General features: G+C 44.7%; 23 protein-coding genes and 1 tRNA gene. 11 read left to right on the forward strand and 13 right to left on the reverse strand.

Features of this window, described 5'->3' with window-relative positions:
- Positions 1–43 precede the first annotated feature (43 nt).
- From HWQ42_RS02055 to HWQ42_RS02075, 5 genes are all read right to left on the reverse strand, one after another.
- Positions 44–241 carry a hypothetical protein gene (locus HWQ42_RS02055; RefSeq protein ID WP_292808881.1) on the reverse strand — a complete coding sequence of 66 codons (198 nt, stop codon included), beginning with the start codon at positions 239–241 and terminating at the stop codon, positions 44–46.
- Positions 242–247: 6 nt separating this feature from the next.
- A complete protein-coding gene (locus HWQ42_RS02060) occupies positions 248–550 on the reverse strand; it encodes a hypothetical protein (RefSeq protein ID WP_292808883.1) in 303 nt (100 codons plus the stop codon).
- Between the two features lie 190 nt (positions 551–740).
- Positions 741–2,084 (reverse strand): ParB N-terminal domain-containing protein, encoded by a 1,344-nt coding sequence (locus tag HWQ42_RS02065; protein WP_292808885.1) that lies wholly within the window; start codon positions 2,082–2,084, stop codon positions 741–743.
- Between the two features lie 53 nt (positions 2,085–2,137).
- The gene (locus HWQ42_RS02070; protein WP_292808887.1) at positions 2,138–2,476 is read right to left on the reverse strand and encodes a hypothetical protein; all 339 of its coding nucleotides are present in this window, start codon (positions 2,474–2,476) and stop codon (positions 2,138–2,140) included.
- Positions 2,477–2,505: 29 nt separating this feature from the next.
- Positions 2,506–2,730, reverse strand: coding sequence for a ribbon-helix-helix domain-containing protein (locus tag HWQ42_RS02075; RefSeq protein WP_292808889.1), 225 nt, complete (start codon positions 2,728–2,730; stop codon positions 2,506–2,508).
- Between the two features lie 102 nt (positions 2,731–2,832).
- Here HWQ42_RS02075 and HWQ42_RS02080 point away from each other — a divergent pair, with 102 nt between their 5' ends.
- On the forward strand, positions 2,833–3,186 hold the full coding sequence (locus tag HWQ42_RS02080; RefSeq protein WP_292808891.1) for a helix-turn-helix transcriptional regulator: 354 nt from the start codon (positions 2,833–2,835) through the stop codon (positions 3,184–3,186).
- Here HWQ42_RS02080 and HWQ42_RS02085 read toward each other — a convergent pair.
- A complete protein-coding gene (locus tag HWQ42_RS02085) occupies positions 3,125–3,403 on the reverse strand; it encodes a hypothetical protein (RefSeq protein WP_292808894.1) in 279 nt (92 codons plus the stop codon). The genes HWQ42_RS02080 and HWQ42_RS02085 overlap by 62 nt on opposite strands.
- 98 nt (positions 3,404–3,501) lie before the next feature.
- The gene (locus tag HWQ42_RS02090) at positions 3,502–3,732 is read right to left on the reverse strand and encodes a hypothetical protein (protein WP_292808896.1); all 231 of its coding nucleotides are present in this window, start codon (positions 3,730–3,732) and stop codon (positions 3,502–3,504) included.
- Positions 3,733–3,827: 95 nt separating this feature from the next.
- Between HWQ42_RS02090 and HWQ42_RS02095 the strand changes: the two genes are divergently transcribed.
- Entirely contained in the window at positions 3,828–4,085 is a 258-nt protein-coding gene (locus HWQ42_RS02095) for a hypothetical protein (protein ID WP_292808898.1), read from the forward strand.
- Complete coding sequence (locus HWQ42_RS02100) at positions 4,082–4,552, forward strand: hypothetical protein (RefSeq protein WP_292808900.1); 471 nt, start codon at positions 4,082–4,084, stop codon at positions 4,550–4,552. Before HWQ42_RS02095 ends, HWQ42_RS02100 begins: the two co-directional genes overlap by 4 nt.
- A gap of 175 nt (positions 4,553–4,727) precedes the next feature.
- Here the strand turns inward: HWQ42_RS02100 and HWQ42_RS02105 are convergent, their stop codons facing one another.
- Positions 4,728–5,321, reverse strand: a complete 594-nt coding sequence (locus tag HWQ42_RS02105) for a hypothetical protein (RefSeq protein WP_292808903.1) — start codon at positions 5,319–5,321, stop codon at positions 4,728–4,730.
- 153 nt (positions 5,322–5,474) lie between these two features.
- Positions 5,475–6,053 (reverse strand): helix-turn-helix domain-containing protein, encoded by a 579-nt coding sequence (locus HWQ42_RS02110; protein WP_292808904.1) that lies wholly within the window; start codon positions 6,051–6,053, stop codon positions 5,475–5,477.
- Here HWQ42_RS02110 and HWQ42_RS02115 point away from each other — a divergent pair.
- Complete coding sequence (locus tag HWQ42_RS02115) at positions 5,962–6,225, forward strand: hypothetical protein (protein ID WP_292808975.1); 264 nt, start codon at positions 5,962–5,964, stop codon at positions 6,223–6,225. The genes HWQ42_RS02110 and HWQ42_RS02115 overlap by 92 nt on opposite strands.
- An 18-nt stretch (positions 6,226–6,243) precedes the next feature.
- Here the strand turns inward: HWQ42_RS02115 and HWQ42_RS02120 are convergent, their stop codons facing one another.
- Positions 6,244–6,486: a hypothetical protein gene (locus HWQ42_RS02120; RefSeq protein WP_292808906.1), complete on the reverse strand. Its 243-nt coding sequence runs from the start codon at positions 6,484–6,486 to the stop codon at positions 6,244–6,246.
- Positions 6,487–6,657: 171 nt separating this feature from the next.
- Here HWQ42_RS02120 and HWQ42_RS02125 point away from each other — a divergent pair, with 171 nt between their 5' ends.
- The 4 genes from HWQ42_RS02125 (at position 6,658) to HWQ42_RS02140 (ending at position 10,306) form a co-directional block, all read left to right on the forward strand.
- Positions 6,658–7,677, forward strand: coding sequence for a hypothetical protein (locus HWQ42_RS02125; protein ID WP_292808908.1), 1,020 nt, complete (start codon positions 6,658–6,660; stop codon positions 7,675–7,677).
- A 281-nt stretch (positions 7,678–7,958) separates the two neighbouring features.
- Positions 7,959–8,654, forward strand: coding sequence for an ERF family protein (locus HWQ42_RS02130; RefSeq protein ID WP_292808910.1), 696 nt, complete (start codon positions 7,959–7,961; stop codon positions 8,652–8,654).
- A gap of 1 nt (position 8,655) precedes the next feature.
- Entirely contained in the window at positions 8,656–9,516 is an 861-nt protein-coding gene (locus HWQ42_RS02135; protein WP_292808912.1) for a hypothetical protein, read from the forward strand.
- Positions 9,517–9,586: 70 nt separating this feature from the next.
- Positions 9,587–10,306, forward strand: a complete 720-nt coding sequence (locus tag HWQ42_RS02140; RefSeq protein WP_292808914.1) for a J domain-containing protein — start codon at positions 9,587–9,589, stop codon at positions 10,304–10,306.
- Between the two features lie 36 nt (positions 10,307–10,342).
- Here the strand turns inward: HWQ42_RS02140 and HWQ42_RS02145 are convergent, their stop codons facing one another.
- Entirely contained in the window at positions 10,343–11,413 is a 1,071-nt protein-coding gene (locus HWQ42_RS02145) for an integrase (protein ID WP_292808916.1), read from the reverse strand.
- A 136-nt stretch (positions 11,414–11,549) separates the two neighbouring features.
- Positions 11,550–11,622 (reverse strand) — tRNA-Val (locus HWQ42_RS02150).
- Between the two features lie 143 nt (positions 11,623–11,765).
- On the opposite strand from HWQ42_RS02150, the gene HWQ42_RS02155 reads away from it, so the two are divergent.
- The gene (locus HWQ42_RS02155; RefSeq protein WP_292808917.1) at positions 11,766–12,356 is read left to right on the forward strand and encodes a metal-binding protein; all 591 of its coding nucleotides are present in this window, start codon (positions 11,766–11,768) and stop codon (positions 12,354–12,356) included.
- Positions 12,357–12,397: 41 nt separating this feature from the next.
- A complete protein-coding gene (mazG, locus tag HWQ42_RS02160; RefSeq protein ID WP_292808919.1) occupies positions 12,398–13,222 on the forward strand; it encodes a nucleoside triphosphate pyrophosphohydrolase in 825 nt (274 codons plus the stop codon).
- Positions 13,223–13,312: 90 nt separating this feature from the next.
- On the opposite strand, the gene HWQ42_RS02165 is transcribed toward mazG, so the two are convergent.
- Positions 13,313–14,503, reverse strand: a complete 1,191-nt coding sequence (locus HWQ42_RS02165; RefSeq protein ID WP_292808921.1) for a transporter substrate-binding domain-containing protein — start codon at positions 14,501–14,503, stop codon at positions 13,313–13,315.
- A 524-nt stretch (positions 14,504–15,027) separates the two neighbouring features.
- Here HWQ42_RS02165 and HWQ42_RS02170 point away from each other — a divergent pair.
- Positions 15,028–17,316 (forward strand): ATP-binding protein, encoded by a 2,289-nt coding sequence (locus HWQ42_RS02170; protein ID WP_292808923.1) that lies wholly within the window; start codon positions 15,028–15,030, stop codon positions 17,314–17,316.
- The last annotated feature ends 35 nt before the right edge of the window (positions 17,317–17,351 follow it).

Raw genomic sequence — 17,351 nt, forward strand, 5'->3', positions numbered from 1 at the left:
GAAGCCATCTTTTTTTTGGGAAGACGACCATTAAATTTGTCCATTAAGACTTTTTCAACTGATATGTCAGCACTGGTAAAGGTGTGCTGTAAATAAAATAGTGATGCACAGTACCAACATCCGAAAGATGTTTTAGAATTGCGAAAATCTCAGGGTAGCTAGCGCCAGTTACGTCCTTGATTTCCCCAGCACTGCAATCTTTTTTCGCTAGTTCAGCAACAATTTTTTGAGTTAGATCCATGCATATCTAAAAGAGAGATTGTTGTCCTGGAACTGCTAAGTCGAATAGGGGTAATTCGTCTTTAGAGCGAATTTTTTTATTAACTATTCCAAGCATCTCCAAAGCCTTCTGTCGCTCATCTAGCCATACTTGGTAGGGATGGTTTTTTCGCACACCAAACGGATAAGCTGCATCGTAGGCGCAGCCCGCCGCAGGCATCGCACACTTTAGTTGCTGTTTATCGCTTGCAGATAAATTTTGAAAATCAACATTGATAGTAGCGATCGCCGTTTCAATCGCCGATACCGCTCTTTCTCTCCAATAGCTCATGCCCAGTAGCTCCAATCTCCAAGAATTGAATTTAAGTAGCGAAACATGTGAGTCTTTGTAGTTGTGTTGATGAGCTTGTATCTCCTATTCGACTGCAAGCTGTTTGCAGTAACCATAATTGGCTTGCCTGCAATGATTCTCATGTAATCCTCTGCCGACAACTCGACGGTGGGAGTAGCATCAAACATAGCTATGCCGCCTTATGTGCTAAAGATTTTTCTAGGGCTTTCCAGATAGCCTCCAATTGAGCGCCGCTCAGTTCGGGCTGCACTTTGCACATCACCTCATGTAGTTGCTTGGAAGTGAGCTTGAGAAGTGCGATCGCTACCTCAGTCACCAACACATCGCCGGTGGCGTTAAGGTTAGTGATTGAAGAGGACTGCTGCTCTACTGGTGGCCCAACGTTTCGGGAAACTTCTGGGAGTAATTGCGATCGCTTTGAACCAAACCCCAAACTTTGCTGCTTCTGGTTCAACTCTTGAGTCACAGATGTGGGCGGTGTCGGTAACGCTTCCATCTGATTGAAGGCTATCTGATGCCTCTTATCTTCTGGGTCGCCCTCGATGTAACAAATACTAGAAAATGGGCCCGTTATTATTCGCACAACCGCGATCGCACCTTTATGAGGGCCATTGATAATTTTCACTCGCTCAAATTCTTTGGGTGTCCAACGCTGAACAGTTTTATTGGGCGGTGGTTCTGGCTTGATGAGCTTGTAAGCTGCATCTACACCCCTGGTGCGGGAGAGTAATTGCTTTAATTGTTCATGTTGTTGATGCCGCACACTTCCGTCGGGCGCTCCCTTGGTTTCGTCTAGCGTCTTCACGCAAGCGATCGCATGTTCAGCGTTTACCCCACTGCCTAATCCCACCCGTTTGGCGATGATATCGCGGGTTGCACCCTGCCCCTCACCAGGGCGACCACAACGAGATTTGGCTCGTTCTTTTTCTATCTCCAGCCACACCAAATATTCTCTAGATTTTTGCTCTATAGTTTTCTCCCGATATTCGTTGCCAGCAAGTAATGCGGCAATCTCGTCTTCCATAGTTGGAAAATTTTCCAACTTTGCCGGAACTACTTTAATTCCAGCTTTCAAGCAAGCCAGCCGCCGCCGATGCCCATGAATAGTTGTGTATCTGTTGTCAACAGGCTTCAGTGTGAATATTTCTTGCAGCCCGTTAAGTGTGATCGACTCGGCGAGGGCGGTTACATCTTCGCTCTCCCCGTATATCTGAGCATTTATGGGGTGTGGATCGAGTAATTCTATTGGTATCCATTTAATATTTATTTGTGGTTTTGCCGATGATGCAATTACCACCATTACCATTTTTTGCTCAAGCCTTTTGGCTGCTTCTAAGCTTTCAACGCCCTCAACTAATTCCCCTGATTCATTGACAACGATGTTGGGAATAACACCATCAGTCTGAAAGCTTGATATTACTTTTGAGACGAGATTTTCGTCAGCACTTAAATTATTGGGAATTGTTATTTCGTAGGGATTCCAGCCCTTTAAATTTTCGATTGTTTGTGTCATAATTTAGACCGAAGTTAATTTTTATATTTTTTGATCGCGTCAGCATGTCATTGCTACGCGATTTTTTTGCCCCGACGTTTTTCGGGGCTTTGTAACAACCTGGCTTCACACTTTTCAATGTGAAACTGGTAGCGGGGGATTTGAGAAGAGGGACTTCGCACATCACGCACTTCAATCCCAATTCTCAATAATCCATTCCGCACCATCTCCCGCAATTGTTCGGCTGAGTCTAGACCCAGGTGACAATATGCAGGGTCGGTGTCATACCACTGTCGATTCGGTTGGGCAGTGGCGTTGACCCCTAGCATTTCTGCCAGGATTTCTTTAATTGCATCCCTGAGTTGGGATTCGGGGATGAGTTTTTCTATTTTGTAGATCCCTGGTTGCTCCATAGTTATCCCTGGGTAGATGCAGCAGCCAATTAAGCTGTCTTTTTGTTATCAGTCGCTTCTCGTGTTGCTGTTATCTCAATAAATTGTCCGCTAGGCATCCTGAGTGAGTATGTCAATTTCTCGTATTTGAGCCATTCTTGTACGGCAAAAAGGATGAGTCCGGTCAAGGGGATGCCCGTCCTCTCTGATTCAAGCCGTAGTTTTTGGTCGATTTCATTCGGTAGCCGTAAACTTGTTGGACTTATTTTGCTCATTACTTTATTAACTGAACTTCATCAGCCTGATAGTAAGTATAAACTACGTGGTATTGTGTGGCAACAAAGTGCAAAATCTTTACAGTAGAATTTGCACAGAAAATGGATAGGAAAAAACTGGCGGCTATAATTCGTGAAGCTAGAGGGGATAGAAGCCAGGGAAAATTTGCCAGGGATTTGGGTGTAAATCCTGGTACTTTGCGAAATTGGGAACTTGGAGACAGTGAGCCGAGTTTGGATAACTTGAAAGCGATCGCAGATGCAAGCGGCAGAAACTTACTCCAGTTAATTGCCGAAATTACCGGAGTTAAATCAGGAGCATTACCAGAAACTCATACGGCAGAAGATGTAATGGCGATCGCTTCCAAATTGGAAAAAGTCGAGCAATTTAGGCTTATTCAGTTTTTGGTTGCTCAGATGGCTGTTCACGCTGGGATTGAGATGGCGGAGGACTAGCGGCCTGCTCTAGGTAGTAAGCAGCACTTTGCCAGTTGTTAGACTGGTTTTCTGACCAATCCGCCAGAGCCAGGAGTAAATCGCGGAAGGTAAAGCCTTCTTGCTCTAAATCAGATATTAGGCTAGATGTAAATTCTGAGAGGGCTTTTATCCGCATTTGGGCAAAAATCAGTCGGAAACTCTGCATTTTGGGAATAAGCGACAATAACTCACTCATTGTAATAGTTTGTATTATTTGCCAAAAAGTAAGGATTGGATGATCTTTTTTGCTTGGTTTTGTGGTGTTCGTGGGAATGGGTGTGATTTTTTGGGTAGTTAATCTACTGGGGCACTTTGCCCAATCGCCACCATGCCTGCAATTAAATCCAGCAGCCCAACTCTTGTTGTGTCTATTCCAGGTGGCAAGTCATCGCCTGGATATCCTTGGGATTGCAGAGCTTTCAGAATAGCTTGTCGCAATTCTTCATCTGACATCTGTTCGGCAAGTTGTGCGGCGTTTCTTCCAGCTTCCTGATTGATAATGCGTAAGTCGGGTTTTTCTTTCATAAGTCAGAAATGAAAAATTTTTCATGCTTGTGGTTAAATGTGAGTTGGTTTTGGGATTGCTAGGTATAGTCCTAGTTCCAAAAACATGAAATTTTATGACAAACCAGGAAAAGCCTGATCTTGATGAAAAGACCTCCAAAAATCAAGTCAATCCCCTCGTGTCCGGTTTCGTAATCGTTGTGGCTATATTCATAATTTTTACTTTGCTCAACAGTGCGATCAATACACCTTTGGTTCGGTCGTTTGATGATGCTGCTAGACGAGCTGAAATCGATGCTTGCGAAAGTCATCGTGCCAATGCTTCCAACAAATCACCAGGTGATGACTGTTCAAAGCTTGGGGATGACCGATGAAAAACAACGCACCTTTTTTGACACCCAACCCTCAAGAATTCAAATTACGCATTGTTTGGAGTGCCGACGGTTCTACCAAAATGGTCGCTGAATTTTCAAGCTGCAAGTGGCTGCCTCGAATTGGCGAAACTCTCGTTTTACCAATAATAGATGAGCCGCATAAACCTGATTCTTGGCGTAAGTTCAAGGTGTTTGATATCGTCTATGATTTTCAGAATCAGATTGTTCGAGTTTTGTGCAGCCCGATAAAATCTCCGACTTCACCCGATGCAAAATCGCTAATCTCAAAAGTCCAACAACCTTCATATAATTGGGAGGTTTGGGAAAAGGTGTTTGAGGAAAGCGAGGCGACAATGAAGGCTAACCAGTTAGAACGCCAAACCCAGCTAGAATACGAACTTTCTCACATGGATGAGAAAGATGTGGATGAAGAACTGGCAAGACTAAAAAGAACACTTTTGGAATAAATTAGAGGTTAATCGCTAGCGCTCCTGAAAAATTATTCAGCTTTCAAGGTTCAAAACCCAAGGCAGAGTCACCAATGCCCTGCTGGTGAGGGCGATCGCTTTGTGTGAGAAAGGCGATCGCTTTTGTGGGGATGACTCCCCAAACGCGGAAGCGCAAGAATCCGCGTGAGGGTGGTTAACAAGATGTTCGGTTTAATGTAGGCTCTAAAGCTGTGATGAGATGCGTTTCGGTAGCACGCATTGTCTCTTCTGTGCCTTCTGTAGGAAACAATAAACAGTAGACGTATAGTTCAACACCTGCACTCATAAGGATTTGCAGGTCTTTTACATGATGATTTATGATTCGATAGCGTAAAGTCAGTGTAGAGCCAACGTAAGCAACTTTTTTCGAGTTTTTATTATTGATTACTATGACGTACACCCCAGGTATGTCAGGCATTTTCCCAATATCGTAAGGGAGTTTGTAAGGAGAAGTTGATGCGATTATGTCAGACAAGAGTGAATTCTCTGGCTCTGTTGTGCTTGGATATTCTGCACCGTAACCTTTCGCAGCCGCAAACCTTACGATGTTGTAGATGTTTGGGTTTTCAGCATTCATAGCTCTGCTTAAAAGGTCTTGAAATCGGCTCTTGTCGTTGTCGTAAAGCCAAGAAATACACTTTAGACAACTTTTTTGATGAATAATAACACCGCGGTCTTTCTTCCCCTCAAGAAAGCGCTGAAAATAATATCGGCAATCGGACAGATTTTGTAAATCAGTTTCGCTCATGGTAGTTGCAAAATAAAACAGCCAGTCTTGTCTGTTGCTTCAAAGCGCGATCGCAAAACAAAATAGTCAAACTAATCAGAGTTAGCTTGCACTTGATGCGCTGATTAGTTCGGAGCAGTCATAGTGCGTTACCACACTCCAAATTTTTTGACCTTAGACCTCTTCTGCATCTTTAGGTAAAACCTCAAACAGTTCCCCCATCTCGCATCCAAAAAAGCCACAAAGCACGGCTAGGGTGTCAGCGTCGTACCTTTTAGCCGTGTTCTCGCATAGACCTCTGATCGCCGGACTAGTTAAACCAGTTTCTTGAGCCAAAGCTGATCTGGTTAATTCTTGAGCGTCTAGTAAATCTTGCAAGCGGCAACGTATTTTAACTCTTGAGTTTTGTACAGCTTTTCGATTGTTGTAATCAGTGAGCCTAAACCCATACAACTCTCTATTAAGCGGTGGATTAAACCAATCAATAAGAGCTACTTCTACCTGCGGCAATAACCTTGGGTCTGACATCTCCAACCAAGCAATTCTGATATTACCTATCCTAGATAGATCCAATCGCTTATGATGTGTCATCCATCTGCTGCGGATGTTAATTGATCGTCCGATATATTGGACATTCTCGTTGCTATCGATGGCGAAATAGATGCCAGCACACTTAGGCAGTGCTTTGTGGCATTCCAAAGAAAGTGATGGCAGTAGCAAAGGATTGATTGATTCAAGCACAGTTGCACCCATAGTTTTGAAGCAAAAGCGATCGCGTTTAATTGCGATCGCTTTTCATAGAGTAACACCGTTACACCATGTTTGTACAATATTCAATGAACCACTTTATAAAACTAAACCCGTCAGATATCTGACGGGTTTTCCTTTGGGACTGATTTTATTACTAAGTCACGCCATCGCCTGAGAGACTCATTTTCCTCTCTCAGGCTGATAACTTCCCCTCCAGTTCTGCAATTTTGTCTTTAAGCAGCTTGACATCAGTTGCTATTTCTGCAAGGTCGGGAAGCTTCGGTTTGTCCTCTTGTAGAAAATCTTTAATCCACGAAAGTACCATCTCAGAGGGATTCTTCCCTTCAGACCTTAAGCGATTGCTGAATTCTTCCTTTGTTTTTTTGTCGATTCTTATTGCTAATCGGTCATCTAGCTTAATTAGCTCTTGTTCCATAGTTCAATCCATTGCGTTGTACCACAATTCTACTCTCTGTACCACCATGTTGACACATGGTATAACAAGGTATAACATTGGATTAACAGCCAACCAAAAAGGCGATCGCTTACTTACCAGGGCGCGCGATCGCCTTTGGAATCCTGTAACAAACAAGGACTTAAAACCATCATGACACATCCAATTTACACCCGCGACCTCCTGAAAAATTTTTCAAGAAGTGAATTGCATGAGGTGTGCGATCGCCTTTCCCTCCCCCATCGCCGCAGCATCAAAGACTGCATCAACGACATTCTTGCAGCACAGCCCCAGCTAGTTGCCCAAGCTGAATTAGAAGTTGAACAACCCGCCAACCTACCCCAAGTAAACGACACTCATTTTATTGGTGGTTTCCTTCTGCGTTGCGCTCAAGTCAACGGGGATTATGCAGTCGTCTGGGATGTGCATGATGAGAAGAATGTGGTGATGGGCGAAGTCAGAATGGGGTGGAATACTTTCTGGACTCACTCTATGAGTCTGAACACTTTCGCCACGCCACAGGAGGCGGTTGTTGATTTGCGCCAAGCAGTTGAAGCTTTTGTTATTGAGGATGAAGCCGTTGCGTTTGAGAAAGTGGCTGATGGCAGATGGGAGGCGATGGTGAATGGCGTTTTAGTCTGTGTTGCAGCTGTCAAGGATGGATACAAAACCAGTATGACCGAGGATGCTGTGCTGACTGACTATGACACTGCGATCGTTGAAAGTTTGCTAGCAGTCGCCAGACATCAATTGCCTGGAGTTAAGCCCGAATTTGAAATTTTTACAACCAGACTCCCGAACGTGTTTGCAGTTCATAGCCGCAAATCTGGACAACGGTACGAAGTTTATCCCGACTCCAATTCTTGCACCTGCCCTCACTGGCTCCATCGCCACGAACAAGAGGGATTTAGGGATAAGCACCTTGATGCGGTAAGGGCAGCGTTGCAGTCTGGTATCCCGTTATTGCGGGAGCCGCAGACTGATACAGAAAAACTAATTGAAAGTTTTACCAACGAGTTTGGATGGATCGGGGGAGGACAAGTAGCACAAGCGAGAGTTTGGCTTGAATCCCGATTTGGTAAGGATTTTAAGGAAGCGATTCTTTCTGGGGAGGCTAGAAATAAGGCTCTACAACAGGAAGAGCAGATGGATAAGGAAATGGCGAATTGGTAATTGCTTGAGGTGCGTAGGCGATGCCACCGCTCCATGCAAGCCACGCAATGCGAGGGCTATTCGCCTACATACTTTGTCCACCCTTACTACAAGATAATTTCGTGTTGTATTATACATTACACATGTTAGCGACAATGACAATTTTGACGAACATTTTAATGTCTTGCTATGCAGACTTTGGTTGCGATTATCGAGGCTCTGGGCGGCGGGAGTGTCAAACTAATACCAATCTATCTATAAGTAGTTTATTGGGGGAAATACCCTCTTTTGTTGCTTGAATCATGAGTGAACCTACACCCCAACTAAATGCAGCCCTTGCCAAAGCTAAAGCAGAAATTCCGGTTATCTTGGCTAATCGCACAGTCAAAATCCTCGCCAAAACAGGCAGGGAAATCAACTTTACTTATGCAGAACTAGAAGAAATTCTGCCTGCCATTACTCCAATTCTCTCGCAGCATGGAATGGCGATCGCTCATCAAATGGGCTTCGTGGAAGGTAAATACTGTCTTATTTCCTCACTCCGCCACGAAAGCGGCGAACAGCTAGAATCGCTGTTTTTGCTACCATCTGACTTTAACGACCCTAAAGATTTGGCGGCGAAAATCAGTTATGGACGCAGATACAGTACTTTGTGCTTGCTGGACGTAACGATAGTGGAGCCAGATAGCCAGGATTGGGAGGAAACTAAGCGCAAGATTGCTAAAGAAATAAAGACCGAAGCTGGATTAGCCCAGAAGCCTAGAAAGGATAAAGAAGGCTCTATCTTGCACGATATGTCTGGCGTGAATCCTGCCCAGACAATTACCGAACCTCAAGCCAAAAGATTGTGGGCGATCGCTCGTAACGAATTGAAGCTATCCGATGGTGATGTCCGATCGGTTTTAGCTGGTTTCAATTTAGAAAAAACCAGCGATATTCCTACCAATAAATACGACAGTGTTATTCAGTCAATGAAAGATTTTGCAGGAAATTTTTAATATGAATACCAAAATTATCTACCACAATATCAAGCCTGATTTTCCTTGCCCTGATGGTATTGCAGCATCTTGGTGTGTGAATAAAGTTTACCCCGAAGCTGAATTAATCGGCTGGCAGTATCAGAGTGAAGAATTGCCAATTGTTGAGAAAGGCGATCGCCTCATCATTGTCGATTTCAGCTTCAATAAGGAAATTTTGCAGCAATGGGCAGATATGGGATGTGAGATTGTAGTCATCGACCACCACAAAACCGCTAAATCCATGCTCGAAGGGTTTGCTGGCGGCATTCTGCGCTTTGATATGACCAAATGTGGCGCGGTACTAACTTGGGAGTATTTCTTCCCCAACAAACCCATGCCTGTCTTTTTGGGATATGTTCAGGATCAGGATTTATGGGAGTGGAAATTGCCCCACTCAGAGGCAGTGCGCGAGGCTTTTGCTGTTCTGTGGCGCTCGTTTGAATTGTTTGATCAGCTAGAGCATCTTGGTCAGGAAGAGTTTCTTGATTATATGGTTCCAATTGGGCAGCCGCGATTGGATGAGAAAAGGAAGAAAGTGGAGGCGATCGCACTTCGCCACATTTGGATGGAATTGGCTGGCTATTCTATCCCAGTAGTTGCTCTGGCGAGTGGAGAGGAACGCCTACGAAGTGATGTGTGTGCGTGGCTTTATAAGGAGTATCCTGAAGCTGCGTTTTCTGCCTCCTATCGCATTGAGGATGGGGTTGAGCATTGGGATTTGCGATCTGATAAAGATGGTGGCAATTTTGATGTCAGTGCGATCGCTACACAATTTAATGGCGGAGGACATAGGAATGCATCAGGATTCCGTAGACCCGTTGAAGAAGATTTCCCCTGGTAGGTTGTTTAGAAAAGTACGAATTATTTCATAATAGCGAGGGACTTTAGATCCCTCAATTTGTTGCACAGAGATGCTAATTACCGCTTACCCTCTAGCGTGGCCGCCGACAAGCCAACGCACACCCAGCAGCAAACGCGCCTCAGCTACCTATCGGGCTGGCTTTGCTAAGGCGCGGGACGATTTGTTGGATGAGTTGCGGTTATTTGGGGCTGATAATGTCGTTATTTCGTCTGACATTCCGCTTCGTAAAGATGGGCTTCCCTACGCCAGTTTCAAGGAGCCATCTGACCCAGGTATCGGCGTTTATTTCCGCATCAAAGGGCAGAGCTATGTAATCTGTTGCGATGCTTGGGATAGAGCCAAAGACAATCTTCGGGCTATAGGCGAATACATCTCAGCTTTGCGAGTAATTCGTAATTGTCGGGTGTCTTCCATTGCGCCAATTGTCTTCAAGCACAAAATTGAAGATTACGTCTTGCAGCGTCCAGACGTGCGCTCAGAGCCTAAGAGAAAGCGTTCAACTGGCTCATCAAAGTCAGATAAATCCAAGTCGCGCTCTCAAAAGAAAACCCAATCGTCGCAACAACCTCAAGCACCAAAACAAAGCACTACCCTTACCTGGCGAGAAGTTTTAGGTGTTGCTTGTGATGTAGATTTTGCTACAGTCCGAGCCGCCTATTATGCTTGCGCTAAAATTTATCATCCAGACAGTGGTACTCTCCCAGATTCAGAGCGTATGAAGGCGGTTAATATCGCATTTGAGCAAGCGAAACTGGAGTATGTCCGGTAGATGAAAAATTTTTCAAGAACTACGGTGCTTCGCCAATCATTGCAGGCGACTCCGCAAATCCTCAAACGCTTTCGCGTGTTCTACTTCTGAAATCCAGCGATTATATGTTTGGTAGTGGACTACAGGGCTGTGCCCCGCCCATGATGCCATTGTTACTACTGGTAATTTGTACCTCACGCTCCCCCTAATACAATAAGCGTGTCTCAAATCATACGCATCAAAAGGCACATCGCGTCGCCAAAAGGTAGAAGTTACTCGCTTCCCATAGTCTCGGTAAGTTTTTCCACTGCACCGAGGTTTTTTCATTAGCCACAGATGCCACTCGGTTGCCCATTCTGGATGCAGGGGGTAACAAATCCGCTCCCCAGTCTTTCCTTCTAGTACGTGGCAGGCAAGATTCTGGGATATTTCGCAATAGAAAACCTCATGGCTTCTCAGCCCATAAGCTGCGATGACTCCATACACCCACTGCCAGTTCGGGGAATTATCAAACAGCGATCGCACCTGAATTATCTGATCGTCAGTAGGGATATTTCGTGGCTTAGTCTGGGCGTTGCCGTAATTACCAATATAGGGTTTAAGGTCAATTTTTATTTCAGCAAGTTCAGCTAAAAGCTGTAATTTTTCACAAGTCCGTTTGCGAGAGCGGCTGTTAGCAGTAGTGGAAGTAGCAGCTGCTATAAGTGAGGCACTGGTAACTTCTCCCTTCAGATTTTTGAAGGCTGCTTCATAGTCGTTCTTCCAAGTGAATTGCGTGTTTGGCGTGTCACCTTTTTGGGCAAAGTAATCGTTGCGTAGCTTTTCTATCCACTCTGCCCAATCGCCAATCCCCAATTCCTGCTCATCTATAAGATATCGGTTCCAATCAAATTCACCCCGCGCTAATAGTCCGCCGACGATTTGGGCTTCAGCAAGCGCTCGTTGCAGTCCTGCGGGATTGGCGTAAATTCCCAAGGCAAGATACTGCTGATAGGGCTTGGTTTTATTGCTCCCCGGTTTAGGTGGTAGCGTGGCCCGCAATGACAAGCGATCGCCCCTAGCTTCCACCTTTACTCCAATTTTGGCTGCCTTTAAGCGATCATTGATAACCTCAATTGTCAGTTTCATGTGCTAAATCTGAGCTAAAATTACTCTGTGCTTGCGGGTAATTTCAGGTGATTTAGGATATTAATATTACCGTAAATCGTGACGGCAAAGTTATGGTTCCAATTAAAAAGCCGCCAGGTGGCGGCTTTTCCAAAAATGGGCAGTACCAGACTCGAACTGATGACATCCTGCTTGTAAGGCAGGCGCTCTACCAACTGAGCTAACCGCCCGTTTGACTAATCCTTAACTAATATAGCAAAACATTTCGCATTGCGCTACTAGTTTCAAGAAAATCTTTTTTTCTCTTATACTGACTCAGTATTCAGTTATTCAGCACTGGCTCAACGCCCCGCTATCGCTAACAGGATTTAGGATGCCCTCTGGTCGAACGCACGATCGCATTACTATGTATGCTCTGCCATTGGTGGCGGGCGTTACTTTTTGGCAAACTCGCAGTAGCAGTGCGACTTTGTTGGTTGCAGGTGGGTTTATATTTGGCGGGCTGATGTTTGGCCCCGATTTGGATATTTACTCTGTGCAATTCCAACGCTGGGGTTTCTTGCGCTGGATTTGGCTACCTTATCAAAAAAGTCTGCGGCATCGTTCTTTTTTATCCCACGGGCCGATTATTGGCACGATTTTGCGGATACTTTATCTGGGGTGTTTGCTTGCTATTTTGGCAATTTTTGTTTTGGCGATCGCTCAAAGGTTTTGGAATCTGAGTTTTAGTTGGCAGGAATTGTGGGGAATTGTGGGGCGATCGCTCGTGCAATACGATACTGAATATATCGCCCTGTTTTTGGGGCTGGAACTCGGTGCGATGAGTCATTCTCTTAGCGATTGGGGCGGTTCGGCTTATAAGCGCGTGCGAAAGCAGGGGGTTCGGGGGTTGCTTCCTAGTGGCAAAATTAAGAGGCGGAAAGTGATCAGGGGTGGTAGTCGTCGTCCGAGAGTAAAGAAATAATTTTTTTAAACGCTTTAGGTAGCTAAGGGAAGCGCAGAGGTATGGAAAAGCAAGAAGAGACTTTGGCGGCGTTGCAGGAGTTGATTGAGGTGGTGGCGAAGTTGCGTGAGCCTAATGGTGGTTGTCCTTGGGATTTGGCTCAAACTGCCGAAACTTTGACGCCTTATGTGATTGAGGAAGCTTATGAGGTGGTGGATGCGATTAAGAGTGGGGATCAGGGTGCGATCGCAGAGGAGTTAGGCGATTTATTATTACAGGTGGTATTACAAGCCCAAATCGCTAGTGAATCGGGGCAATTTTCTCTCAAGGAAATCACTCAGGGGATTTCCCAAAAGTTGATTCGCCGTCATCCTCATGTGTTTGGTGATGTGTCGGTTGCCAGTGTGGATGAAGTGCGGCAAAATTGGGAACAAATTAAAGCTGCGGAAAAGGGCGAAGCATCTCCAGACGCGCAAAAATTTAGTGCTAAACTCGCTCGTTATGGACGTACTCTTCCCCCACTGACGGCGGCGATGAAGATTTCTCAAAAGGCTGCGGCGATCGGGTTTGAATGGGAAAATATTCAGGGTGTCTGGGATAAGTTTCATGAGGAGTTGGGAGAGTTCCAGCAAGCTTTAGCTGAGGAAACACCCGAACGACAAGAAGCAGAATTAGGCGATTTACTATTTGCAGTTATTCAGCTAGCGCGTTGGCATAATCTTGACCCCAGCACCGCTTTACAAGGCACAAATCAGCGCTTTGTCCAGCGATTAGAAAAAATGGAGGCGGTTGTTGACCGTCCCCTTTCTGATTACAATTTGAATGAATTAGAAAACTTGTGGCAACAGGCAAAAGCTCAACTGGCGAAAGAAGGGAATAGGGAATAGGGAATAGGGAATAGGGAATAGGGAATAGGGCATTAGTTATTCTTTCTTCCTCTGCCTCCCCTGCCTCCTCTGCTTCCCCTGCTCCCTTCTTCAAGATTTTTCAGCATCAAACCACTTATCATATAGCGATTGATAAGTGCCATTTTCTTTGAGACTCAGCAGAGCCTGATTAATTGGTTTGCGGTAGGGACTGTTGTTGGGCAGAATGATACCATAGCTTTCTTCACGCAAGATACTGCCAACAATCTGTACTTTCCCTTTGCCTTCATTGGCAGCATAGAAGAGGAGTACAGGCGCATCAAACACTACGGCATCAGCTTTTTTTGTTTGCAGAGCATTGTAAGCTTGCTCAATCTTGGTAACTTCTAAAACTGAAATCTTATGTTCTCGCAGGTATGTGGCGGCTGTACTACCCGCAGTTGTGGCTACTACCTTGCCGGGTAAATCGTCTATACTCCTGATATCGCCCTGAAGTTGTTGCACTGTCAATGAGGTAGTCGCGCTGGCTGTAAAGTAGGCGGCAAAAAGTACTCCGATGAACATCCAAACAATACCTACTAACCGTCCCATTACTCCTTTGGGCATTTCGTCAGCTTGGGTTGCTAATGTGGCAGCTGCCCACCAACAGGCTTTGAAAATGCCAGGAAAGTATGATTTAGGAATCATCCCATCTTGGTGATGACGCTCAGATAACCAAATAATGTGGGCTGCTACCACAATTAGTACTAGGGCAACGCCTATTACCTGCAAGAGGCTAGTAGAGAAAAACAATTGCAAAATATTTGGGAAGGCACTGCTGTTGCTCTCTGGGTTTCTCACCATAATTTGCAGTCCCCCAGAAAAAATCGGTAAGGAGAAATCAAAATTCTGCTCGCGTTCGGCTGTAATTGAGATGGCTGAAATCCCCAAGTTGGCTTTGCTTTCTTTAATAGCCGAAAGCAGTTGCGGCACACTGGAATATTCAATAAATTTAGACTCTACACCTATTTGGTTAGTGATGTTGCGCCAGAGGTCGATACTGAACCCTGATAACTCACTTTTGTTTGATAGCACAAAAGGCGGTATAACTCGTGTAGCTACTAATAACGGTTGTTGGAGTTGTGGTTTTTGGGCCACTCCTGGGGACGACATTAACAACAATGCCAGAATTCCACCTATTAATCCTATGCAGGTATACAGTGCTAAGGAATGCTTGGTTTTGTTTTTATGGTCATATCTGCCAATTGGGGTGTTTTTCCCAGCCATAAGTTGGCGAAATCTCCTAGCGATCGCATTTATCATCAGAATTCTCTCAGGGTTGTGTGCATAATCTATTTATCATGCCCACCCCATACCAAATATCACGTTCATCTGAATCTATTTTGTTAGTTTCTATATACTAATGTTGAGACTTTTAGACAAAAAATCTAAGACTTATATTGCATTGATATCAACCTCATAATACTTACCTTTTTCTCGCTACATAGTAAGTTAGTTACATTTATGTCAAAACAAATTAGATGCCTTTCCTCTGGCACCAGTCCCCCCTTAAGCTATAAGATATTTGCTGAAATCTACCTATTATGTTTCTTGCTGTACAACACTCTAGGTAGATTTCTTGACGAATTCTTTATTTTATGATGGTAGTTAGAGGTTAAGAACTGTATTGTGTCTAATTCACTTTGTAGAACTTGCCTCGTCAAGACAAACCTCTATCTTTTGAGCAATAGTTTTGAGATCAGCTTTGAGCATACATTTGAGTTTATATTTAGCCTGATGATGTTTAATTCTGGCGTGCGCTTCTTAGTCTTAGCAAAGTGAGCAATATGAATGTAGACGATTTTAGTCAACAAGTAGAGACATTGCGCTCACGGGTCACGGGATTAGTGCAAAGGACTACAAGTGAGCCGTATTCACAGCATGAGCTAACAGCAGAGGCTTTTGAGGAACTTCAAATTACTTTAGAAGAACTAAAAATCGCCTCCGAGGAATTACAAGCAACACGAATCGTAATAGAGAAGGAGCGTCAGCGCTACCATGAATTATTTCATTTTGCGCCTGATGGTTACTTGGTAACTGATACATTCGGCACTATCCTGGAAGCTAACCGTGCTGCTACCTTACACCTCAATGTTGTACAGCGATTTTTGATTGGCAAACCGCTTCTTACTTTCATCGCCCAGTCAGATCATCAAGATTTTTTTAATTACCTAACTCAGTTGCAGCAGCTCGACCGAGGCGGGGAATGGGAAGTGTGTTTACAACCACGAGAAAAAATCTGTTTTTATGTTGCATTGACAGTAGTTACCGTCCGTGACGAAAAAGGTAAGCCAGTTGCTCTGCGCTGGCTAATGCGTGACATTACCCAGCGTAAGCTTTTAGAGTTGCAGCGCGAGCAGTTATTTGCCAATGAGCAAGCCGCCCGAATCGCAGCCCAAGCCGCAGAAAAGCGCTCTAATTTTTTGGCTGAAGCAAGTCGTGTTTTGGTATCTTCCTTAGATTATCGCACTACCCTAACTAGCCTCGCGCAATTAGCAGTGCCTACCCTTGCTGATTGGTGTATTGTGGATATCGTCGAAAATAATTTGCCAGTCTTCACTAACTCAGTTATCGCTGCATCTGAACCAGGGAAGGAAGAACTGATACGAGAACTCCAACAATCCTATCCAATTCCTGTTGATGCTGATTATGGCCCACCGCAGGTTTTACGGACTGGTAAGCCGGAACTGGTGACAAACATTCTTGAGTCTTCATTACAGAGAAAGTCCTCAAACGAGGAACACTTTAGTCTGCTGCGCCAACTCCAAGTTAAGTCTCAGATGGTAGTACCATTGTTAGTACGCGAACGCAAGCTGGGGACAATTCTATTTGCCTCTGCACAACCAGGACGCCATTACACTACTGTAGACCTAGAAATGGCTGAAGAACTTGCTCAACGAGCAGCATTCGCCATTGACAATGCCCGTCTTTATCGGCAAGCCCAAGAAGCTAACCGCATCAAGGAAGAATTTTTAGCGATCGTTTCCCACGAACTTCGGACACCTCTCAATTCTATGCTGGGTTGGGTTCAAGTAATACGTACTCGCAAATGGGACCAAGCAACTACCTCTAAGGCATTAGAGACAATCGAGCGGAATGCCAAACTTCAAAGAAAACTGATTGAAGATATCCTGGATGTCTCACGCATTGTACAAGGACTAATTCGCCTAAATATCCGTAAAGTTGACCTTGTGCCGATAATTCAAGCGGCAATTGAAGTTGTACATCCCACATCTGAAATTAAAGATATTCAAGTTGAATTTAATCTTGACTCTTCAGTTGGTCAAGTTATGGGTGATGCCGAACGTCTGCAACAAGTTGTCTGGAATTTGCTCTCTAATGCCGTCAAGTTCACACCTAACGGAGGGCGAGTTGAAGTGCATCTGGAACAGGTAAACTCAAATGTCCAGATAACTGTCTCGGACACAGGTAAGGGAATTAGCGTTGACTTTCTACCTTATATTTTTGAGCGCTTCCGTCAAGCTGATAGCACAAGTACTAGAGTAGACAATGGTTTAGGGCTGGGGCTAGCAATTGTACACCATTTAGTAGAAATGCACTCAGGCACAGTCTCCGCATTTAGCGAAGGGGAAGGAAGGGGAGCAAAATTTACAGTGTCGTTACCTTTATTAGAGCCGCAACCAGAGCAGTTAATTAAAGAGAGTAAAAAAAAAGTCGATAACCTCTCAATACTCAACGGCTTGCAAATACTTGTTGTAGATGACAATGCCGATACGCGGGAGTTAATCGTCTTCATTCTTGAAGAGTCTGGAGGGCAAGTGGCGGCAGCTAGCTCAGTATGTGAAGCTCTGGAAGCACTAGAAGAATCAAAACCAGATGTTCTAGTCAGTGATATCGGAATGCCTGATGAGGATGGTTATTCCCTGATTCGGAAAGTGCGGGCGCAGGAAGCAGAGCAAGGGGAGAAGATTCTAGCTGTAGCACTAACGGCATTTGCTAGAGAAGAAGAACGTAGCCTAGCTCTGCAAGCTGGATTCCAAGTTCATGTATCCAAGCCAATTGAGCCAGAAGAGTTGGTGACAGTGGTAGCGAACCTTACCAAACGTAGTAAATAAGTTTAATGCACAATTAAGCTTTTGGTAGCAAATGC

The organism is Nostoc sp. JL23, assembly GCF_017115065.1.
GTDB classification, from domain to species: domain Bacteria; phylum Cyanobacteriota; class Cyanobacteriia; order Cyanobacteriales; family Nostocaceae; genus Nostoc; species Nostoc punctiforme_A.

Excerpts from the sequence above, each read along its gene's own strand:
- HWQ42_RS02080 (WP_292808891.1), top strand. The coding sequence starts at position 2,833 with ATGGATAGGAAAAAACTGGCGGCTATAATTCGTGAAGCTAGAGGGGAT.
- HWQ42_RS02135 (WP_292808912.1), top strand. The coding sequence starts at position 8,656 with ATGAATACCAAAATTATCTACCACAATATCAAGCCTGATTTTCCTTGC.
- HWQ42_RS02120 (WP_292808906.1), bottom strand. The coding sequence starts at position 6,486 with ATGGAACAAGAGCTAATTAAGCTAGATGACCGATTAGCAATAAGAATC.
- HWQ42_RS02170 (WP_292808923.1), top strand. The coding sequence starts at position 15,028 with ATGAATGTAGACGATTTTAGTCAACAAGTAGAGACATTGCGCTCACGG.
- mazG (WP_292808919.1), top strand. The coding sequence starts at position 12,398 with ATGGAAAAGCAAGAAGAGACTTTGGCGGCGTTGCAGGAGTTGATTGAG.
- HWQ42_RS02115 (WP_292808975.1), top strand. The coding sequence starts at position 5,962 with ATGCCAGCACACTTAGGCAGTGCTTTGTGGCATTCCAAAGAAAGTGAT.
- HWQ42_RS02165 (WP_292808921.1), bottom strand. The coding sequence starts at position 14,503 with ATGATAAATGCGATCGCTAGGAGATTTCGCCAACTTATGGCTGGGAAA.
- HWQ42_RS02090 (WP_292808896.1), bottom strand. The coding sequence starts at position 3,732 with ATGAAAGAAAAACCCGACTTACGCATTATCAATCAGGAAGCTGGAAGA.
- HWQ42_RS02100 (WP_292808900.1), top strand. The coding sequence starts at position 4,082 with ATGAAAAACAACGCACCTTTTTTGACACCCAACCCTCAAGAATTCAAA.
- HWQ42_RS02155 (WP_292808917.1), top strand. The coding sequence starts at position 11,766 with ATGCCCTCTGGTCGAACGCACGATCGCATTACTATGTATGCTCTGCCA.
- HWQ42_RS02095 (WP_292808898.1), top strand. The coding sequence starts at position 3,828 with ATGACAAACCAGGAAAAGCCTGATCTTGATGAAAAGACCTCCAAAAAT.
- HWQ42_RS02130 (WP_292808910.1), top strand. The coding sequence starts at position 7,959 with ATGAGTGAACCTACACCCCAACTAAATGCAGCCCTTGCCAAAGCTAAA.
- HWQ42_RS02070 (WP_292808887.1), bottom strand. The coding sequence starts at position 2,476 with ATGGAGCAACCAGGGATCTACAAAATAGAAAAACTCATCCCCGAATCC.
- HWQ42_RS02105 (WP_292808903.1), bottom strand. The coding sequence starts at position 5,321 with ATGAGCGAAACTGATTTACAAAATCTGTCCGATTGCCGATATTATTTT.
- HWQ42_RS02065 (WP_292808885.1), bottom strand. The coding sequence starts at position 2,084 with ATGACACAAACAATCGAAAATTTAAAGGGCTGGAATCCCTACGAAATA.
- HWQ42_RS02085 (WP_292808894.1), bottom strand. The coding sequence starts at position 3,403 with ATGAGTGAGTTATTGTCGCTTATTCCCAAAATGCAGAGTTTCCGACTG.
- HWQ42_RS02140 (WP_292808914.1), top strand. The coding sequence starts at position 9,587 with ATGCTAATTACCGCTTACCCTCTAGCGTGGCCGCCGACAAGCCAACGC.
- HWQ42_RS02145 (WP_292808916.1), bottom strand. The coding sequence starts at position 11,413 with ATGAAACTGACAATTGAGGTTATCAATGATCGCTTAAAGGCAGCCAAA.
- HWQ42_RS02110 (WP_292808904.1), bottom strand. The coding sequence starts at position 6,053 with ATGGGTGCAACTGTGCTTGAATCAATCAATCCTTTGCTACTGCCATCA.
- HWQ42_RS02060 (WP_292808883.1), bottom strand. The coding sequence starts at position 550 with ATGAGCTATTGGAGAGAAAGAGCGGTATCGGCGATTGAAACGGCGATC.
- HWQ42_RS02125 (WP_292808908.1), top strand. The coding sequence starts at position 6,658 with ATGACACATCCAATTTACACCCGCGACCTCCTGAAAAATTTTTCAAGA.
- HWQ42_RS02075 (WP_292808889.1), bottom strand. The coding sequence starts at position 2,730 with ATGAGCAAAATAAGTCCAACAAGTTTACGGCTACCGAATGAAATCGAC.
- HWQ42_RS02055 (WP_292808881.1), bottom strand. The coding sequence starts at position 241 with ATGGATCTAACTCAAAAAATTGTTGCTGAACTAGCGAAAAAAGATTGC.